At 67.8% G+C, this 18,004-nt stretch carries 21 protein-coding genes; 14 read left to right on the top strand and 7 right to left on the bottom strand.

What is annotated here, in order from left to right; genetic code table 11:
• Nucleotides 1–33 precede the first annotated feature (33 nt).
• Nucleotides 34–714, bottom strand: coding sequence for a peptide-methionine (S)-S-oxide reductase MsrA (gene msrA / locus ACIG5A_RS24700; RefSeq protein ID WP_397243804.1), 681 nt, complete (start codon nt 712–714; stop codon nt 34–36).
• Between the two features lie 179 nt (nt 715–893).
• On the opposite strand from msrA, the gene ACIG5A_RS24695 reads away from it, so the two are divergent.
• From ACIG5A_RS24695 to ACIG5A_RS24685, 3 genes are all read left to right on the top strand, one after another.
• A complete protein-coding gene (locus tag ACIG5A_RS24695; protein ID WP_397244001.1) occupies nt 894–1,517 on the top strand; it encodes a superoxide dismutase in 624 nt (207 codons plus the stop codon).
• 187 nt (nt 1,518–1,704) lie between these two features.
• A complete protein-coding gene (locus ACIG5A_RS24690; protein ID WP_397243802.1) occupies nt 1,705–2,232 on the top strand; it encodes a peptidase in 528 nt (175 codons plus the stop codon).
• 393 nt (nt 2,233–2,625) lie between these two features.
• On the top strand, nt 2,626–3,354 hold the full coding sequence (locus ACIG5A_RS24685; RefSeq protein WP_397243800.1) for a TMEM165/GDT1 family protein: 729 nt from the start codon (nt 2,626–2,628) through the stop codon (nt 3,352–3,354).
• Between the two features lie 94 nt (nt 3,355–3,448).
• Here the strand turns inward: ACIG5A_RS24685 and ACIG5A_RS24680 are convergent, their stop codons facing one another.
• Both ACIG5A_RS24680 and ACIG5A_RS24675 read right to left on the bottom strand, forming a co-directional pair.
• The gene (locus ACIG5A_RS24680) at nt 3,449–4,120 is read right to left on the bottom strand and encodes a TetR/AcrR family transcriptional regulator (RefSeq protein WP_397243798.1); all 672 of its coding nucleotides are present in this window, start codon (nt 4,118–4,120) and stop codon (nt 3,449–3,451) included.
• Nucleotides 4,121–4,235: 115 nt separating this feature from the next.
• The gene (locus ACIG5A_RS24675) at nt 4,236–5,123 is read right to left on the bottom strand and encodes an SDR family NAD(P)-dependent oxidoreductase (protein ID WP_397243796.1); all 888 of its coding nucleotides are present in this window, start codon (nt 5,121–5,123) and stop codon (nt 4,236–4,238) included.
• 388 nt (nt 5,124–5,511) lie between these two features.
• On the opposite strand from ACIG5A_RS24675, the gene ACIG5A_RS24670 reads away from it, so the two are divergent.
• Complete coding sequence (locus ACIG5A_RS24670; protein ID WP_397243794.1) at nt 5,512–6,150, top strand: DUF4352 domain-containing protein; 639 nt, start codon at nt 5,512–5,514, stop codon at nt 6,148–6,150.
• A 115-nt stretch (nt 6,151–6,265) separates the two neighbouring features.
• Complete coding sequence (locus ACIG5A_RS24665; RefSeq protein ID WP_397243792.1) at nt 6,266–7,033, top strand: SDR family NAD(P)-dependent oxidoreductase; 768 nt, start codon at nt 6,266–6,268, stop codon at nt 7,031–7,033.
• Nucleotides 7,034–7,090: 57 nt separating this feature from the next.
• Here the strand turns inward: ACIG5A_RS24665 and ACIG5A_RS24660 are convergent, their stop codons facing one another.
• The 3 genes from ACIG5A_RS24660 to ACIG5A_RS24650 form a co-directional block, all read right to left on the bottom strand.
• Nucleotides 7,091–7,909, bottom strand: a complete 819-nt coding sequence (locus tag ACIG5A_RS24660) for a methyltransferase domain-containing protein (RefSeq protein ID WP_397243790.1) — start codon at nt 7,907–7,909, stop codon at nt 7,091–7,093.
• 150 nt (nt 7,910–8,059) lie between these two features.
• Nucleotides 8,060–10,015, bottom strand: coding sequence for a molecular chaperone HtpG (gene htpG / locus ACIG5A_RS24655; RefSeq protein WP_397243788.1), 1,956 nt, complete (start codon nt 10,013–10,015; stop codon nt 8,060–8,062).
• 86 nt (nt 10,016–10,101) lie between these two features.
• Nucleotides 10,102–11,865, bottom strand: a complete 1,764-nt coding sequence (locus ACIG5A_RS24650; protein WP_397243786.1) for a TM0106 family RecB-like putative nuclease — start codon at nt 11,863–11,865, stop codon at nt 10,102–10,104.
• A 357-nt stretch (nt 11,866–12,222) separates the two neighbouring features.
• Between ACIG5A_RS24650 and ACIG5A_RS24645 the strand changes: the two genes are divergently transcribed.
• From ACIG5A_RS24645 to rraA, 9 genes are all read left to right on the top strand, one after another.
• Entirely contained in the window at nt 12,223–12,867 is a 645-nt protein-coding gene (locus ACIG5A_RS24645; RefSeq protein ID WP_397243784.1) for a DUF6474 family protein, read from the top strand.
• A 5-nt stretch (nt 12,868–12,872) separates the two neighbouring features.
• Complete coding sequence (locus ACIG5A_RS24640; RefSeq protein WP_397243782.1) at nt 12,873–13,481, top strand: hypothetical protein; 609 nt, start codon at nt 12,873–12,875, stop codon at nt 13,479–13,481.
• 43 nt (nt 13,482–13,524) lie between these two features.
• A complete protein-coding gene (locus ACIG5A_RS24635) occupies nt 13,525–14,175 on the top strand; it encodes a YcnI family protein (protein ID WP_397243780.1) in 651 nt (216 codons plus the stop codon).
• Nucleotides 14,176–14,207: 32 nt separating this feature from the next.
• Nucleotides 14,208–14,732 carry a copper resistance protein CopC gene (locus ACIG5A_RS24630; protein ID WP_397243999.1) on the top strand — a complete coding sequence of 175 codons (525 nt, stop codon included), beginning with the start codon at nt 14,208–14,210 and terminating at the stop codon, nt 14,730–14,732.
• Nucleotides 14,733–14,736: 4 nt separating this feature from the next.
• Nucleotides 14,737–15,678, top strand: coding sequence for a CopD family protein (locus ACIG5A_RS24625; RefSeq protein WP_397243778.1), 942 nt, complete (start codon nt 14,737–14,739; stop codon nt 15,676–15,678).
• A gap of 38 nt (nt 15,679–15,716) precedes the next feature.
• Nucleotides 15,717–16,193, top strand: a complete 477-nt coding sequence (locus ACIG5A_RS24620) for an SRPBCC family protein (RefSeq protein ID WP_397243776.1) — start codon at nt 15,717–15,719, stop codon at nt 16,191–16,193.
• Nucleotides 16,194–16,230: 37 nt separating this feature from the next.
• Nucleotides 16,231–16,611, top strand: coding sequence for a DUF5313 family protein (locus ACIG5A_RS24615; RefSeq protein WP_397243774.1), 381 nt, complete (start codon nt 16,231–16,233; stop codon nt 16,609–16,611).
• Nucleotides 16,612–16,664: 53 nt separating this feature from the next.
• Nucleotides 16,665–17,036, top strand: coding sequence for a DUF5313 family protein (locus ACIG5A_RS24610; protein ID WP_397243772.1), 372 nt, complete (start codon nt 16,665–16,667; stop codon nt 17,034–17,036).
• A 76-nt stretch (nt 17,037–17,112) separates the two neighbouring features.
• Complete coding sequence (gene rraA, locus ACIG5A_RS24605) at nt 17,113–17,601, top strand: ribonuclease E activity regulator RraA (RefSeq protein WP_397243770.1); 489 nt, start codon at nt 17,113–17,115, stop codon at nt 17,599–17,601.
• 56 nt (nt 17,602–17,657) lie between these two features.
• On the opposite strand, the gene ACIG5A_RS24600 is transcribed toward rraA, so the two are convergent.
• Nucleotides 17,658–17,876, bottom strand: a complete 219-nt coding sequence (locus tag ACIG5A_RS24600; protein WP_397243768.1) for an RNA-binding S4 domain-containing protein — start codon at nt 17,874–17,876, stop codon at nt 17,658–17,660.
• Nucleotides 17,877–18,004: the final 128 nt, after the last annotated feature.

Below are 18,004 nucleotides of genomic sequence, written 5' to 3'. Positions count from 1 at the left end.
ACCGCACACCTTCACCGGGTGTGCGGATTTCGTTCAAGCGCCGAGGCCGACCGGGCAACTCACGCCGGTGGCGTGCACGGGGCAGTAGCCGTGGGGATTCTTCGCCAGGTATTGCTGGTGATAGCCCTCGGCGTAATAGAACCCCGACAGATCGGCCAGCGGCGCGATCTGCGTGGTGATCGTGCCGAAGCCCGCTTCGGCCAGCCGCATGCCGTACGCCGCCGCGGTGGCCGCGGCGATCTCGGCCTGTTCGGCATCGAGAGTGAAGACGGCGGAACGGTATTGGGTGCCGCGATCGTTGCCCTGCCGCATGCCCTGGGTCGGATCGTGATCCTCCCAGAAGTGCCGCAGCACGGCGGCGTAATCCAGCACCGCCGGATCGAATACCACGAGCACCGCTTCGGTATGCCCGGTCCGGCCGCTGCACACCTCCTCGTAGGTCGGGTTCGGCGTGTACCCGCCGACGTAACCGACCGCGGTGGAGTAGACGCCGTCGAGTTCCCAGAACCCCTTCTCGGCGCCCCAGAAACAGCCCATCGCGACGACCGCCACCCGCATGCCGTCCGGGAACGGCGGATGAATCGGATGCCCGTTCACATAGTGCGTATCGGGAACGACCAGTGGTTGCGCCCGCCCCGGCAGCGCCTGCTCCCGCGTCACCATCACCGGTTCCGGGAGGCGAACCCGCCCCACTAGTTCGTCGTACCACGACATGGTTCGATGCTACGCGTGTGGATACCCACGAACCGGGGGTTCGTGGGAAGGTCCACACCTGTGGCTTGCCCTGGAATGCAGGGGTATCCGGCCCGGTTGCTACCGAGCGGGTGTACGAATGATGGTTGGAAGCGCTCGACACGATGGGCGCGCACAGCCCGACATTAGGAAGGGACATCGTGGCTGAGTACACGTTGCCAGATCTGGAATACGACTACAGCGCCCTGGAGCCCCACATCTCCGGGCAGATCAACGAACTTCATCATTCCAAGCACCACGCCGCTTACGTGGCCGGCGCCAACGCGGCGCTGGAGAAGCTCGAAGCGGCTCGTGAGTCCGGCGATCACAGCGCCATCTTCCTCAACGAGAAGAACCTGGCGTTCCACCTCGGCGGCCACGTCAACCACTCGATCTGGTGGAAGAACCTCTCCCCCAACGGCGGCGACAAGCCGGTCGGCGAGCTCGCCGCCGCGATCGACGACCAGTTCGGTTCGTTCGACAAGTTCCGCGGCCAGTTCACCGCCGCCGCGAACGGCCTGCAGGGCTCCGGCTGGGCGGTGCTCGGCTACGACACCCTCGGTCAGAAGCTGCTGACCTTCCAGCTGTACGACCAGCAGGCCAACGTGCCGCTCGGCATCATCCCGCTGCTGCAGGTCGACATGTGGGAGCACGCCTTCTACCTGCAGTACAAGAACGTCAAGGCGGACTACGTCACCGCGTTCTGGAACGTCGTCAACTGGGAAGACGTCCAGGAGCGCTTCGCGCGCGCCGTCGGCCAGTCCAAGGGCCTGATCTTCGGCTGAACCATCGCGTGAGCGGTACGAACCCGCGGACGGTGCGACCGTCCGCGGGTTTTTGTTTGTCCAGTTCAACTTCCGTCCGATTAGCACTCTTTGGTACTTGTGTGCCAGGTGTTGCTCGAGCGATCCTCGGGAATCCCCTTAAAGAGGACGGGCAAGGCCGCCCCCGGGTTTCATGACGGGAGGCACGATGCATACGAACGAACCGATCGGCATCACGCCGTTCCACTCGCGCGGATCGCTGCGGGGATTCGTTATCTCCGGCCGGTGGCCGGATACCACCAAGGAATGGGCTCAGGTGCTGGTGCTCGCGGTGCGCGTTGCCACGTTGCCCGGCCTGCTCGCCACCTCGACGGTGTTCGGGGTGCGGGAGGAGGTGCCCGACGATCCCATGCCGGGCACGGTCGGGCTGGTGCTGGCCGAGGGCACGGTGCTCGGCGCGGACGCATTGGCGCCGGGGAGCTTCGCCGACCACGTCCCGCCCGCGCTGCTGATGTTGCATCCGCCGTCGGAGACCCGGCCGTCGCTGCCGGAATGCGCGGGTGCGGCATCCGGGTGTGTGCTGCTGCCCGGAGTGCCTTATCTGGGGCTGGAGCACCGGGCGGCGTGGGCCGAGGCCGAGTCCGATGGCACCGTCACGTCGCTGGTGAGCCGGGTCGGTTTGGACCCGATCAGCGATCCCGACACCGCCGTGCTCGCCATGCTGCTCGCCGCGTAACCGCCTGCGCCCCACCATCATCGCGGGCGATCGCGGCCGCCCACGGCTGCCCTTGCCGATTGCCGAGGGTGTGCTGATGCCTCGATCACGGCTGTGCGCCCAATCGAGTAAGGGCACCCGAAACATCTGGCTTGGATCGCCAAACTTATTGTGCGCATTGCGATTTCGACAACATCAAAGTGGCGCGACGGCGCGCCGCGCGGTAGAGTCGGTGGCATCGAAGGGGAGTAGCCCCCAATCATGCAGTCGACATACTGACCCCGACCGGGTCCGGTTGCATGAACCGGAATCACCCGGTGGGCGAGACCTTCGGCCTGGACAACCCATTCGTTGTCGGCCGGAGACGTACCCAGATCCCCGGCCGGCAGGCCGAAGCCCCTGGAGTACGCCACCATGATCGCCATGATATTGCTGAGTATCGGCATCGTCTTCCTCGCCGAACTGGGCGACAAATCCCAGCTGATGGCGCTGACCTTCGCGCTGCGCTACCGCTGGTGGGTGGTGCTGGGCGGCATCGCCACCGCCTCGGCCGCGGTGCACCTGATCTCGGTCGGCGTCGGCTACTTCCTCGGCGCCGCGCTGCCGACCAGGACGATCTCACTGCTCGCGGCGCTCACCTTCCTGGCCGTCGGCCTGTGGACGCTACGCGAACATCTCGGCAGCGTGGACGACGACGAGCCGAAACCGCCGCGCACCAGCATGGCGCCGTTCTTCGTGGTGCTCTCCGCGTTTCTACTCGCCGAACTCGGCGACCGGACCATGTTCGCGACCGCCGCGCTGGCCACCGACTACGACTGGGTCGGCGTCTGGCTCGGCTCGACCATCGGCATGGTCGTCGCCGACGCGCTGGCCATCGCGATCGGCATCCTGGTCGGCAAACACCTGCCCGAGCACGCGATCGGCATCGGCTCCGGGCTGCTGTTCCTCTATTTCGGGTCGGCGACCATGCTCAGCACGGCAGCACCGGGATTGAGCGGCGTGGCCGTGGCCGCGATCGCTGCGATCACCCCTGCGCTGGCAGGTGCGTTCGTGTTTGCCCGACGCGGACGGACTCGATCGCGCACCGAATCCGGCGGGCCCGAGGCGGTGGCGGTGCCTCGGTCGACCGAGGCTCGTCCGTAGCCTGCGTCGCGCCCTCGAACGGCGAACCGCGACATCGCCGTATCCGGCGAGATCGGCGCCGAGTTCGCGCAGTCCGGCAAGGGTCCTCTCCGCGTCAGGCGCGCTGGTGTTGCAGCAGCGCGGTGCCGTACAGCTCACCACCGCGACGAACCAGTTCGAGCAACGGTTGCCGCAGGGCACGGAGCCCATCCAGGTCGTCGACCGCGATCCGCGCGGTGACCATCGCGCTGATCGCGGCTGCCAGGGTCTGGCAGGCGAAGCGCTGCTGTTCGGTGCGGGCACCGAGCACGTCGGCGATCATCGCGACGAACGACTCCTGCAACAGCGCCCGGCGGGCCACCGCCTTCGAACCCACCGCGTAGACCTCGACCAGGAACAAGCGGGCGTAGGCGGGCTCGGCGACAAGGCCGTCCAGGTAGGCGCCGAGGATGCGATCGATCCGATCCGGGTCGGCCGCGGTCTCCCGCGCCGAATTACCGTGCGCGCCCTCGGCGTCGGCGATCCGGCCGAGCATCTGGCCGACCGCCCGCTCGTAGGCGGCCTCGAAGCAGTCCTCCTTGGACCGGAACTGCTCGTAGAACGTCTCCCGGGATACCCCGGCGCGCTTGAGGATCGCGGCCACCGACGTGCCGACGTAACCGCTCTCGGCCATCGCCTCCGCCATCGCCTGCAGGATCCGCTCCCGCTGGGAGGCGATCACCTGCTCGCGCGGCAGGCCGTGGCGACCGCGCGGGAGTTGGCGGGCGTGGCCGGCGGATTCGGTCATACAAGTCACTCCGTGTCGTTTGGCGGTGTTCGCGGGCCCCTACGTGGTTACACAAGCTGCCGCCTCCGGGTCCGTCGCTCACACCGCGTGTCGTTCGGCGGTGATCGCGCGGTGTTCAGGCGGGCCGCTCCATTCTGCGTGGTCGGGGTGGCTGATCCGTCGTAAAGGGGGTGTCTTCGGCGCGGGCGATGTCCAGCGCGCCCGCGACGCCGCGGTGCAGCGCGCGATCGACGACGCGCTGCGCCAGCGCACGCGACGGCAGCACCATCGTGACCCACCACGGCGAAACCACCTGCCGCTTGCGCCGGGCGATCGACCGCTCGATCGCATCGATGGCGGGCCCGAGCGGCGCGACGCCCGAGACCGTCGAGCGGCCGAGGATGGCGCGCGCGGCGGCGGTGCCGAACGCGCGCGAGGTCATATCGGTGTCGAGTTCGGCGAAGTACGCGACGCCGACTTTCGCCCCGGTGTGCCGGATTTCGTTGCGCAGCGTATTGCCGAGCGCCTCGGCCGCGGCCTTGGACGCGCTGTAGGCACCCGCCAGCGGCAGGTGCACGGCGGCGGCCAGCGAGGAGACGACGAGCGCGTACCCATCGGGGTGCCCGATATGCGGCCCGGCGGCGCGCAGCGTGTAGTAGACGCCGAGCACGTTCACCGCCAGCGTCTGCTCCATCACCACCGGGTCACCGCCGATCAGCGGAAGTTGTTTCGCCACTCCGGCATTCACCACCACCACATCGAGCCCGCCGAGCTCGCCGAGCTCGCCGACCAGCGTCGTCACCACCCGCTCCACCTGCGCGGGATCACCGACATCGCAGTACCGCCACGGCACGTCCCCGCACTCACGCGCCACCTCCCCCAACAGCTCCGGCTCCAACCCCATCAGCGCCACCTCGGCCCCACTCGCACAGAGCTGCCGAGCGAGCGCCGCCCCGATCCCCCGCGCCGCCCCCGTGATCAACACCTTGCGCCCGGCCACAGATGCCCGGGAGAAGAGCTTCATCCAGCGACCGTACCACCGGAGAACATGCCCGTTCGCAAATATTTTTCCGGCATTTATTTGCCATGTTCTCGCAGGTCCGATGCCTGTATGGAACGCCGAATCCCGCACGACACCACCTCGAATTAGTGATAGCTGAACGACATAATCGCTGTAACGCGTGGGTTGCCGCCTCGATAGGGACTACATCGGTTCCACCGCTCCACCAGGAAAGACAATGACGTCTACACCCCAGGGGCCGCCTCAGCCGCCCCAAAACCCGAACTGGGGCAATCGAACGCCGCAAGGACCGGTCTGGTCACAGGGGCCCGGATACCGCCCATTTCCCAGTCCGAGATACGAAGCCCCGCACCCGCCGAAGAAGTCGAACAGCGGCATCATCCTTCTCATCGTGATCGCCAGCATTGTCGGGTTCTGCGGATTCGTCGGCATGATCGTCTCGGTCAGCGGTAGCGACGGGAAGAAGGCGGACAACGTCACATCCAGCGCGCCAGCGGCCCCCGTCGTCGCCAAACCCACAGCACCAGACAAACCCACAGCGACTGCCGTACCCACATTGCCGGCCGTACCGTCGCCACCCACCAAACCCGAGGCAGACACGCCGCTACCCAAGACTGCTGCGCCTCCGGCGACGCCCGGCCTCGACACACCGGTGCGCGACGGCAAGTTCGAGTTCGTCGTGACCGCGATCGAGACCGGAGTGAGTGCGGTCGGCGATAGCCCGTACCTGCAGGATAAGGCGCAGGGCGCGTACACGATCGTGTCGATGACCGTGAAGAACATCTCCAACAACCCGAAGACTTTCTATTCAAGCGACCAATATCTGTACGACACGCAGGGACGAAGGTTCGAGAACGACAGCGCGGCGGAGTTTCACGTAGACCGGAACACCTGGCTGTCCAGCGATATCAACCCGGGCAACTCGGTCACCGCCAAGGTTGTATTCGATCTACCGCCGGATGCCATCCCGAGTTACCTCGTACTACACGACTCCATGTTCTCCTGGGGCGCCAAAGTGACTCTGCGGTAACACCTCTCGACGGCACGGTCACGGTGTGAGCAACCCGTGACCGAGCTCTCATCAAGCACCCGTTAGGGTGCAATTGACGAAGGGCCAACTGGCTGTCACGAACGAGAGGACCATCGTGGAGATTTCGGGTTCCGCCGCCATTGTCACCGGAGGCGCATCCGGCCTCGGCGCCGCCACCGCCAAGCGTTTCGCCGAGCTCGGCGCCACCGTCTTCGGCCTCGACGTGCCGCAATCCATCGAGCGCGCGGGTGACAGCGTGCCCGCGGGCGTCACCCTCATCCCGGCCGATGTGACCAGCAACGACGAGGTTTCGGCCGCGATCGCCAAGGTGGTCGACTCCGGCGTGCCGCTGCGCATCGTGGTCAACTGCGCCGGTGTCGGCTGGGCCGGGCGCATCCTGTCCAAGAACGGCCCGCACGATCTGGAGCTGTTCCGCACCGTCATCACCGTGAACCTGCTCGGCACCTTCAACGTCATGCGCCTGGCCGCCGACGCGATCGCCAAGACCGACGCCGTCGACGAGTACGGACAGCGCGGCGTGGTCATCAACACCGCCTCGGTCGCGGCGTTCGAGGGCCAGGTCGGCCAGATCGCCTACTCCGCATCCAAGGGTGGCGTGCACGGCATGACCGTGCCCGCCGCGCGTGACCTCGCCCAGTTCGGCATCCGCGTGAACACCATCGCCCCCGGCATCATCGACACCCCGATGCTGGCCGGTGTCACCGAAGAGTACCGCAAGGGCCTCGAGGCCGGCGTCCCGTTCCCGTCGCGCCTCGGCCGCCCCGACGAGTACGCGCAGCTGTCGCAGTACATCGTCGAGCACGACTACCTCAACGGCGAGACCATCCGCATGGACGGCGCCCTGCGCATGGCCCCGCGTTAATAGCCTGCGGCACAACGACAACGGCACCTCGTCGCCCGACGGGGTGCCGTTCGCGTCTCAGGCCTCGGGTTTGTGGCCGATGCCGAGGAAGGCGGTGGTGGACAGCGGATGGCCGGGCCGGTAGTGCTCGGTGAGGTAGGCGCGCATCGCCTCGACCCGCTCGGCCCACACCGTCTCACCGACGCTGCGCCGCATCAGCACCAGTGGCGCGCTGCTGCGCACCATGGTCTCCCACATCTCGTCCGCGCCGGCGAATCGCAGCGAGGTCGAATGCCGTTGAATGGAGACCGCTTCGAAGCCTGCCCCGCGCATCTCGGTCTCGAAGACCTCCGGATTCTCCAGGCTCAGATAGTTCGGCTGCGGCTCCTGGATACTCGGGTCGGCGGCGTGGAAGGCGCCGAACATCATCCGCATCAGCGGTGATTCGAGTACCGGCGCCCAGCTGGACACGACCGCCGTCGCGCCGGGCCGCAGCACGCGGAACAGTTCGGCGAAACCCTTGGCCCGTTCGGGAAAAAACATCAGGCCGAACATCGAGAAACCCGCGTCGAAGCCGTCGTCCGGAAACGGCAGCGCCTGACCGTCGCCGACCGTCGCCTCGATATTGGTGACGCCCGCCGCGTCCGCCGCCGCGTTCAGCCGCGCGATCATCGGCGCGGAGAAGTCGATCGCGGCGACCGAGGCCACCCGCGGCGCGGCGAGCAGGCTGAGCATGCCGGTCCCCGCGGCGACGTCGACGACCCGCGAACCCGGTGTCAGACCGGCGAATTCGAGGGCGCGTGCGGAGAAGGGCTGCATGACCGCCGGTGCGAATTCGGCGTATCCGTCGGCGACGAGGTCCCAGGGCTCGGCCGCGGCCAGAGGGTTTGCGGACATGGGCAGACGATCCTTTCGACCGCCCAAGGCTACGCGCGCGAACAGCGCTGCGCACGAACGGATTCGGCGACCCGCGGCGATACCGTCATCCCATGACTCGGGGCGTTTGCCGGGCGCGGGCGGCGGTGTCGGCCGCCGCCCGCGTCGCACTCAGAGCGTGCGGGTGAGGCGGTCGGTCAGGATGTGCGCGAAGTGCGCGGGATCCTTGAGCTCGCCACCCTCCGCGAGAACCGCTGTGCCGTAGAGCAGTTCGGCGGTTTCCGACAGTTCGGTCGCGGTACCGGCGTCGGCGGAGTCCCTCTTGCCCGCGTACGCGTCACGCAGGCCGGTGACCAGCGGATGCGTCGGGTTCAGCTCCAGAATCCGCTTGGTTTCCGGCAGCGCCTGCCCCGACGCGCGATACATGCGCTCCAGCTGGGGGCTGAAATCGAAGACGTCGCCGACCAGGCAGGCAGGAGAGGTGGTGAGCCGGTTGGTCAGGCGCACCTCCTTGACGCTCTCGTCGAGCGTCTTGCCGAGCCAGCCCAGCACATCCGCGAAATCCTTGTCCTGCTGTTCGCGCAGCGCCTCGGAGGCCTTCTTCTCGTCCTCGGTCTCCAGGTCGACCTCGCCCTTGGCGATGGACTGGAAGCGCTTACCGTCGAATTCGGGCACCGAGCCGACCCACATCTCGTCGACCGGGTCGGTGAGGATCAGCACCTCGAGGCCCTTGGCGGTGAAAGCCTCCAGGTGCGGGGAGGATTCGATCTGCTGACGGGTCTCGCCCGTCATGTAGTAGATCGTGTCCTGGCCGTCCTTCATCCGCTCCACGTACTGCGCGAGGGTCGTTTGGTCCTCGGTGGAGTTGGTGGAGGCGAACGACGAGACCTGCAGGATGGTGTCGCGGTTGTCGGTATCCGACAGCAGGCCCTCCTTGAGGACGCGGCCGAATTCCTTCCAGAAGGTCTGGTACTTCTCCTGCTCTTCGGCCCCTTGCAGGTCCTTGACCGTCGACAGCACCTTCTTGACCAGGCGCTTGCGGATCATCTGGATCTGGCGGTCCTGCTGCAGGATCTCGCGGGACACGTTGAGCGACAGGTCCTGCGCGTCCACCACACCCTTGACGAAGCGCAGGTACTCCGGCATCAGCTCTTCGCAGTTGTCCATGATGAACACCCGCTTGACGTAGAGCTGCACGCCGCGCTTGTGCTCGCGCATGAACAGGTCGAACGGCGCGTGCGACGGAATGAACAGCAGCGCTTGATATTCGAAGGTGCCCTCGGCCTTCATCGGGATGATCTCCAGCGGATCGTCCCAGGCATGGCTGACGTGGTGGTAGAACTCCTTGTACTCCTCGTCGCTGACCTCGCTCTTCGGGCGGGTCCACAGCGCCTTCATGGAGTTGAGGGTCTGATCCTCGAGGACGGTGGTTTCCTTCTTGTCCTCACCTTCTCCCTCGGTGACGGTCCGCTCCACCTGCATGCGGACCGGCCACGCGATGAAATCGGAGTACTTCTTGACGATCTCGCGGAGCTTCCACTCCTGCGTGTAATCGAAGAGGTGATCGTCCTCGTCGGCGGGCTTGAGGTGCAGCGAGACCGCGGTGCCCTGCGGCGCCTCGTCGAGGGTTTCGATGGTGTAGGTGGACTGGCCGGTGGATTCCCAGCGGGTGCCCTCGGTCTCGCCCGCCTTGCGGGTGGTCAACGTGACCTTGTCCGCGACCATGAAGGTGGAGTAGAAGCCGATACCGAACTGGCCGATCAGCTCCTCGGCCGCGGCTTCGGACTTCGCCTCGTTGAGCTTCTTACGCAGCTCGGCCGTGCCGGATTTGGCGAGGGTACCGATCAGATCGACGACCTCCGCACGGGACATGCCGATGCCGTTGTCCCTGACCGTCAGGATCCGATTGTCCTTGTCGACCGCCAGATCGATGTGCAGATCCGAGGTGTCGACGTGCAGATCCTTGTCACGGAAGGATTCCAGCCGCAGCTTGTCCAGCGCGTCGGAGGCATTCGAGATCAGCTCCCGCAGGAACGTGTCCTTGTTGGAGTAGACCGAATGGATCATCAGCTCGAGCAGCTGATGGGTTTCCGCCTGGAACTCGAGTTGTTCGACGTGCTCTGTCACGTCGCGATGGTACCGCCCGGCGGTCGAGCGACGGGGCCGGAGGCGGCAGCGCAGCGTCACCACGCAGGCCCCCGGGAGACCGCCGATCAAACATTGCCGAGCGACGGGGCCGGAGGCGGTAGCGCAGCGTCACCACGGAGGCCCCCGCTCGGCCGCGAATCAGATACAGCTCGGAAATCGGCCAGAGCCGGAACCTCGAGGTCGGCGCGGTCGGTCATCCAATCGCGCAGCACCTTGGTGGCGAGCACATCGTCCTCGTTGTACTCCAGCAACCGGGTGCGCTGGGACATATCCGGCTCGCCCTCGTACCCGACCGCGAGGCGGTACCAGCTCATCGACGCCTCACCGCTCGCCTCGGCGTCCCGCCACGCGAACCCGGCCACCGGCGCGATCTTCTTGAGCCCCTTGCCGTTCGGGCAGATGAACTGGTCGGAGACGGCCTGGAACATATCGACCCACTGCGGGCCGTCGACGAACGCGCGCACCTGCTCGTGCGTCGGCACCCCGGGCCGTCCGGCGAACCGGCGCGCCGACTCGTACAGCCACTTGTCCTCCGCGGTGCGCGAATAGCAGTAGGCGGCAAAGGTTTTCCCCTCCGCCGCGGCCTGTTCGCGCACCGACATCAGCCAGCTCCAGAACTCGCCGAAGGAGCGGCCCTCGTCCTCGGTCGGTAGCGGATCCCAGGTGACGAACGGGCGATACTGCCCGTCGAGCAGCGTGCCCCACAGGTAGGCGCCGTGCTCCTGAAAACTCTCCAGATCGACATCCACCTCGACGTCGGCGCGGCGCACCCGCACCTGATTCACCCTGCGGACCAGCGGCGCACCCGCGATCCAGGCGCGCGCGGTGACCACGGCCTCGTCGAACGGACCGTGCTGCCAGTCCTCCGGATCCGGGCCGGTCCACGCGGCCAGATCGTCGATCGTCTCGACGCCGTGCCCGCGCAGCACCTCGGCCCGCGAACCCGGCGCGACCAGGCTGACATCGCGATGTTCGGCCAGCCAGCCCGAGCAGCTCGGCGCGTCGTCGGCGGCGCGCGTCCACCACGGGCACTGCCTGCACTCGGGCACCTTCGACGGCACCGTCGGCAACTCGTTGCGCACCACCGCGACCCGATCGGCGTAGCGGCGGTCGTAATCGGCGAGCACGGGGCCCAGGTCGTGCACCAGGATGCGGTCGGGTTCGTAGAGATTGCCGTTGACGCCCTCGTGGCCGCGACCGGCCCGATCGGTGCGGCCGGTGTAGTAGCCGATCACACCGCCGACCAGCGCCGGGCTGGCCAGGCCGTGCCGCTGCAGCATCCGGTACAGGTGGGCCAGGCGCTGCTGATCGCGCGGCTGCTGGCGCAGCTTGCGATACGGATCCGGTTGCGGATTCCAGTGATACGGGTCGGAGGTGGTCGGGTGGAAATCGGCGGGTTCCGGCTGGCGCGGATCGGTCACCTTGTGGTTCACCACGATCACCGGGATATAGCCGCCGCGATCCACATCGCGCAGCAGGATCTCCGAACCGCCGCGCCTGCCGGTATCCGGCTCCTGCGGCAGCAGCGCGCCCCAAATGTGGTGCGTCGCCTCGGCACACGCGTTCATGGTCGCCGCGGCGCGCTCGTGCGCGCGCAACGCCGGATCGATCACCACCCACGAACCGGGATCGGCGGCGATCAACGCCTCGCGCACTCGGTTGCGATGCGCGCTCGCGGCCTCCCGCCGCTGCCGCACGCCGGGATCCTCGGTGACACCGACCAGAACGTCGGGATGCGTGGCGTCCAAATGCAATCGATGACGGCAGCCGATCAGCGAACGAGCATCGATGAAGGCGACCGGCGCGCTGGTCTGCCGATCCCCGGCCACGCCGTCATCCTTGCGACCATCTCGGTCACCAATGCCCGATTCCACGTAAGCAGTATGGTCCCTCCCCCCGACAGTGTTCGATTTGCGTCGCCTGCGGCGCCGCGTGTTGGCGGCCCCCTGTGTCTCGCATCCGAGCGGCCGAGACTCGCGCCTGCGGCGCATGCGCTTCGGCCACTCGGATGCGAGACGGGCCGCCAACGGTCGCTCGTACGACTCGCTCCGAACGGGGTTCGCGGTGCTTTGGTGGTTGCGGCGGCGGTGTCGCGGCACTCGCGGCGAGGGCGCACCTCCTCGCAGGTGACCGGCTTGACCGGATAGGGTGAGGCCAACCGCAGACAGCAATACGGAGGGCCTTCGATGGGGTTGTTCACGAAGCGCAAGCGGCGCCCGAGCCGCAGGGCCGAGGCGAAAGCCCTGAAGCACAAGGCCGCGATGGAGGCCAAGCTCGGCGCCAAGAATGATCGCAAGGCCCGCCGAGCGGAGGCGCGTACCGGGCGCAAGGTCGCCAAAGCCCAGATCGCGACGCTGCAGGCGGAGGAGAAGGCCGCGCTGAAGGTAGCGGCCAAGGCCGAGCGTGAGCTGTTCAGCGCGGCGCAGATCAAGAAGTACCTCGGCGTGGCGCGGGTACTCGTCCCGGTGCTCGCGCCGCTGGCCTACCGCGGTGCGACGTTCATCCGCGCCCAGATCGATACCCGCAGGGCACAGCAGCTCGGGATCGGCATCGACCAGCTCGGCGACTTCAGCGGGCACGGCGCGAAGCTGCAGGCACGCATCGCGAATACCGAAGCGGCGCTTGGCAAGATCGGCGCACGCAACGGCTCGGACAAGGCCGACGCGCAGAAGTTCGTCAGCAGCACACAGGATCGGCTCGGCAACCTGACCGCCGCCGTGCGGACCGCCGAGCAGATGCCGGCGCCACGCCGCCGCGCCGTGCACGAGTCGATCTCGAACGAGCTGTCCGGTATCGAGGCGGACGTGCTCGCCCGCCTCGGCGTGAACTGATCCCGATGCCCCGCGCGACGGCAGCGCAGGCCCCGGCGGCAGTCGCCGCGCAGGGGCACGCCGCCGTCGCATCGCGTCCCGCCGCCGCCCCCATTCGCGGCGGCTCGGTCGGCGCGCTGGCCGGTGCGCTCGCGATCGCCGCGCACGGCGCGGCGGGCGGTGGCTATCCCGAATCGTCGGGTGTGGCGCTACTGCTGATCGCCGCCGGGCTGGCCGGAGGCGCGGCGGGCGCACTCGGGCGGCAGGCACTATTCGGCCGGACCGCGCTGCTCGACCGGACGGCACTGCTCGGTCTGCTCGGGATCGGGCAGCTGGCAGGGCATGCCGCGCTCTCGGGCCGGCTCGTGCACGACCATGCCGCGCCGGCCGAGTCGCCACTGCCACAGGGCTGGATGCTGCTCGCCCATGCGATAGCGACATTCGCCTGTGCCGCACTGATTCTCGTGGCCGAGCGGCTCTACGCCGTGGCCTCGGGCGCGGTGCGCGCGGTGCTCACGGCCCCGCGCACCACCGGGATCATCGGCCGGGTCAGCTGGTCGAATCCCGGCCTCCCGCACTACGTCTTTCATCCGAACGGCGCGATCGGCCCGCGCGCGCCACCGGTGCCTGCCTGACCCGCCGCACCAAACCTCTTCGGACAGAAAGATTCCCACGCTCATGCGCACTTCGATTTCGCGCGCCTGCGGTGGCGCCGTCGCCGCGACCAGCCTCATCCTGCTCGCCGGTGGTACCGCAAGCGCCCACGTCACGGTGGACGGACCAGGCGCCATCCAGGGCAAGTACTCGGTGGTCACCTTCCGCGTGCCCGACGAATCCGAGACCGCGAACACCACCGCGCTCACCGTCTCCCTTCCGGCCGTGAAAAGCGCACGCCCGGAAGCCATTCCGGGCTGGACCGCCAAGGTCGAGCGCAACGACAAGAAGGAGGTCACCGCGGTCACCTGGACCGCGGACGCGGGCTCGGTCGGCGTGCTGCCCGGCCAGTTCCAGCGCTTCGTCGTCTCGCTCGGACCGCTGCCCGCGCAGGACACGGTGACCTTCCCCGCCAAGCAGACCTACAGCGACGGCAAGATCGTCAGCTGGGATCAGCCCGCGGGCAAGGACGGCGCCGAACCCGAACATCCCGCCCCGACGCTCACGCTCGCCGCGGCCAAGGGCGGCGACGAGCACGGCGCCGACACCAGTGCCGCGAAGAAGTCCGAGAGCTCCGACAACACCGCCCGCTGGCTGGGCGGCGCCGGGCTCGCCCTCGGCCTGCTCGGCGTCGCGCTCGGCCTCGGCTCCGTGATCCGCGGACGTCAGTCGTGAACACTCACGCATATACCCAGCGGCTGCTGACCATGCTGGTCACCGGCCTGTTCCTGCTCGGCTTCGGTGTGGTGGCCGCCGGTGCGGCACTGGCGCATTCGGCCGCGACGGGCAGCTCGCCGGAGGACGGCTCCACCGTCGACGCCGGTCCGGCGCAGGTCAGCGTCAGTTTCAACGAGGAGTTGCAGCCGAGCTTCCCGTCGCTGACCGTGGTCGGCCCGGACGGCAACCTGTGGTCGAAGGGCACGCCGACGGTGGACGGCAAGACGATCAGCGTCACGGTGGGCGACCTCGGCCCCGCGGGCGAGTACACGATCGCCTACCGGGTGACCTCCGCCGACGGCCATCCGGTCGCGGGCACCAGGAAGTTCACGCTGAGCAAGCCGGGCAACGGCACACCGGGACCGAAGCCTGGCAAGCAGGGCGACGCCTCGGGCAGCGACGACGGCTCCGGCGGAATTCCGCTGTGGGTCTTCATCGTCGGCGCCGTCGTGCTCTTCGGCGGCGGGCTGGCCTTCGCGCTGTTCGGCGGCCGGAGTCGCAAGCCGGGTCAGTAAGCCAGTGCACGATAAGACGAACAGCAGCGGCGCCGGCCATCCGTGGTCGGCGCTGCTGCTCGTCGTCCCGGCCGGGCTGCTCGGTGTCGCGCTGGCGTGGGTGCTGACGCTGCCGTCGGGGCTGTCCGGCGAGGCGATCGTGCGCGCACTCGCGGACGGCACCGGCGCGACCGTGCTCGGCCTGGCCGCACTCCCCCGGCTGCACGAGCGACTGCGCCCACCGTGGCGGCCACTCGCCGTGCTCGCCGGGATCTGGTGCGGCGCCGAGTTCGCCGTGCTCGTCTTCGATGCCGCCGCGGTGGTCGGCGTCCCGGTGCGGCGGCTCGGCGCGGGGCAGTTCCGCGACTTCCTTGTCCACGTCAGCGGTGGTCAGGTCGGCATCGCGATCCTGATCGGCAGCGGCGCGGTGGCCTGCTACAGCGCGCTGGCCTTCCGCAGGCCCGATACCGCGTCGGTCGATCTGGTGCTGGTGTTCGCCGCGGTGACGCTGGCACTGCGGCCGATCACCGGGCATATGTCGCAGCAGGCGTTCGGCTCCGTGCTCGCCGCGGTACACGCGCTCGCGGCCGCGACCTGGTTCGGGCTGCTCGTCGCGCTGGCGCTGGTGGTACGCACCCGCGGCGAGTGGGCGGTCACGCTGCCCCGCTATTCGGCGCTGGCGCTGCCGCTGATCGGCGCGGTCGCGCTCACCGGGATACTCAACGGGCTCATCAGGATCAGCGGCGTCACCCCGCTGGCGACCACCGGTTACGGCCGCATCCTGCTCGCGAAAACCGCTGTGCTGCTTACCTTGCTCGTCCTCGGCTGGTGGTGGCGGCGCACCTGGGTGCGGCGCGCGGCCGACCACCGGATGAGCGCGCGGGATTCGCTGCACCGTGCCGTCATCGAGGTGGCGGTGATGGCGCTGGCCTTCGGGCTCGCGGCCACCTTGGCGGTCACCGCGTAGCCGACCCCCCTGCGGGAAACCGGTTACAGTTTTCGGTCATGACCGAAGTGAAGATCGTCGAAGACTGTGCTGCCTCGGCCGAATCCGCGTTCGCGTACGTGAACGATTACCGCAACCTGACCCACTTCCTGCACGGCATCGAATCCTTCACCCCGACCGGCGAACAGACCGAGGGCGTCGGCGCGACCTTCGACGGCGTGCTCAAGCTCGGGCCCGCCACGCTGCGCTCGCGCGTGGAAGTGGTGCGCTGGGAGGCGAATTACGCCATCGGGATCAAGTCGATCAAGGGCTTCGAGATCGAGTCGACCTTCCTGTTCCACGCCAAGGGCGACGCGCAGTGCACGGTCGACGCCATCGTCGAGTACCGGGTGCCCGGCGGCCTCGCCGGTCGTGCGCTCGGTAAGACCATCGAACCGTTCGTGAAGATCGCGGTGAAGCACACCACCGACAACCTGATTCGCCAGATCGCGCAGTTCCACATCGCCAGCGCGAAGGAATCCGACGCCACGCACTGATCAGCGGGCCACCGCGCCGGGATGGGATGCTGGAGCCATGAGCGAGCGCACCACCCCGAGCTTCGGCCAGCGGATTCGCTATATCTGCGGACGCACGCTCCCGCCATCGATGTCGGGGTGGGTGCGCGACGATCTCACCGGGCCCGGCGCCACCCGCCGGTATCTGACCCGGTTCCTGATTCCGATCATTCCGGTGCTGTGCCTTTTCCTGCTCGTCCCCGGCCCGAAGTGGATGGGGCTGGCGATGATGGCGCTGCTGTATCTGCCGCTGATCTATTTCACGGTGGCGCTGATGTATGTCTACCGGCGCCACCGCCTGATCAAGCACGGGCTCGATCCGGCCCAGGCCGACGCGGGCGCGAAACAGCGCGCCGAAACCCAGCGCCTGGAGTACGAGCGGCGCCACGGCCGCGCCTGAGAGTCCACTCAGCAACCTGGCGGTGACCGCCGTTACAGGCATAGCCTGAGGAGATGAATACCCCCACGATCAGGCAGCGGATCGCTTACGATCTGGGCCGCGAGCTCCCCAGGGAGCTGCACGAGTGGGTTATCCACGACCTCGTCGGACACGGGGCCGTGGAGCGCTATCTCGTCCGGTTCCTCGTCCCGTTCATCCCGTTCTTCGCGTTGTGGTTGTGGCTGTTCCCGGCCCCGATGCCGATCAGGATCCTCACGGTCCTGATGATGCTCGCCCCGCTGGTCATCTTCTTCCTCGCGCCGCTGAGCTATGTCTGGCGCCGCTTCCGCATGGTCCAGCACGGCCTCGATCCGGAATGGATCAACCACAACAAGATTCGCGAAAGCGATCGGGTCAAATACCAGATGCAATACGGGCACAGGTAGCAACCTGCCCGCATCCCACGGACCAACCGAACGGTCCGTTCAGAGTCGCGCCCGACCAGCTCTCTAAGCTGAACCCGTGACCGAATCGAATGTTGTGGCTACCGCCGACCTGGCCGACGAAATCGGGCCCGAGATCCGCAGCTGCGATACGCAGTTCATCCAGTTCGGCGGCCGCGAGGCGTTCGCCGGACGGATCACCACCATCCGATGCTTCCAGGACAACCTGCTGGTCAAGCAGACCCTCGGCGAGCCGGGCGAGGGCAAGGTGCTCGTCGTCGACGGCGGCGCGAGCGTGCACACCGCACTGGTCGGCGACATCATCGCCGGACGCGGCGTCGCCAACGGCTGGGCCGGTGTCATCGTCAACGGCGCGGTCCGCGACTCGGCGATCCTGCGCACGCTGGACATCGGCATCAAGGCGCTCGGCACCAACCCGCGCAAGAGCACCCAGACCGGCGCGGGCGACAAGGACATCCCCGTCGAATTCGGCGGCGTCACCTTCGTCCCTGGCGACATGCTCTACAGCGACCACGATGGCGTCGTGGTCCGTGCTGTGTCTGATTAGCGGCGCTCCCTGTGCCCTGCCTACCGCCTCCGGGCCATGAGCTCGCGCCGCGGGGACTAACCGGTAACTCTGACCTTGTGACCGGCGAGGACGACGATGTCGCCGACGTGCAACTGCCGTCCGCGACGTAGCTCGACCTCGTCGTTCACCCGCACCAACCCTGCGGCGATCACGGTCTTGGCCTCCGATCCGGAGTCGATCAGGTTGGCCAGCTTCAGGAACTGACCGAGTCGAATGACGTCGTCATCGATCGGCACATCGACTGCATCTGACATGGGATACATCCTTACCGTGCTGCCCCGTTCCGGTAAACGGCAACCCCCGCGCGCGCGTGGACACACGTATGCGACGCGCCGATAACCGACATGCCCGGGCAGTCTTCGAGCACCGGGACGGGGGCACC

The sequence above is a fragment of the Nocardia sp. NPDC052566 genome (assembly GCF_044547285.1).
In the GTDB taxonomy this organism is placed as follows: domain Bacteria; phylum Actinomycetota; class Actinomycetes; order Mycobacteriales; family Mycobacteriaceae; genus Nocardia.
Note: the sequence above shows the minus strand (reverse complement) of the source record. Positions and strands in the feature narration are given on the sequence as shown.

Coding starts and splice junctions, on each gene's coding strand:
- ACIG5A_RS24615 (WP_397243774.1), top strand. CDS start 16,231: ATGAGCGAGCGCACCACCCCGAGCTTCGGCCAGCGGATTCGCTATATC.
- ACIG5A_RS24680 (WP_397243798.1), bottom strand. CDS start 4,120: ATGACCGAATCCGCCGGCCACGCCCGCCAACTCCCGCGCGGTCGCCAC.
- ACIG5A_RS24645 (WP_397243784.1), top strand. CDS start 12,223: ATGGGGTTGTTCACGAAGCGCAAGCGGCGCCCGAGCCGCAGGGCCGAG.
- ACIG5A_RS24600 (WP_397243768.1), bottom strand. CDS start 17,876: ATGTCAGATGCAGTCGATGTGCCGATCGATGACGACGTCATTCGACTC.
- ACIG5A_RS24620 (WP_397243776.1), top strand. CDS start 15,717: ATGACCGAAGTGAAGATCGTCGAAGACTGTGCTGCCTCGGCCGAATCC.
- msrA (WP_397243804.1), bottom strand. CDS start 714: ATGTCGTGGTACGACGAACTAGTGGGGCGGGTTCGCCTCCCGGAACCG.
- ACIG5A_RS24640 (WP_397243782.1), top strand. CDS start 12,873: ATGCCCCGCGCGACGGCAGCGCAGGCCCCGGCGGCAGTCGCCGCGCAG.
- ACIG5A_RS24675 (WP_397243796.1), bottom strand. CDS start 5,123: ATGAAGCTCTTCTCCCGGGCATCTGTGGCCGGGCGCAAGGTGTTGATC.
- ACIG5A_RS24635 (WP_397243780.1), top strand. CDS start 13,525: ATGCGCACTTCGATTTCGCGCGCCTGCGGTGGCGCCGTCGCCGCGACC.
- ACIG5A_RS24660 (WP_397243790.1), bottom strand. CDS start 7,909: ATGTCCGCAAACCCTCTGGCCGCGGCCGAGCCCTGGGACCTCGTCGCC.
- ACIG5A_RS24610 (WP_397243772.1), top strand. CDS start 16,665: ATGAATACCCCCACGATCAGGCAGCGGATCGCTTACGATCTGGGCCGC.
- ACIG5A_RS24685 (WP_397243800.1), top strand. CDS start 2,626: ATGATCGCCATGATATTGCTGAGTATCGGCATCGTCTTCCTCGCCGAA.
- ACIG5A_RS24690 (WP_397243802.1), top strand. CDS start 1,705: ATGCATACGAACGAACCGATCGGCATCACGCCGTTCCACTCGCGCGGA.
- ACIG5A_RS24630 (WP_397243999.1), top strand. CDS start 14,208: ATGCTGGTCACCGGCCTGTTCCTGCTCGGCTTCGGTGTGGTGGCCGCC.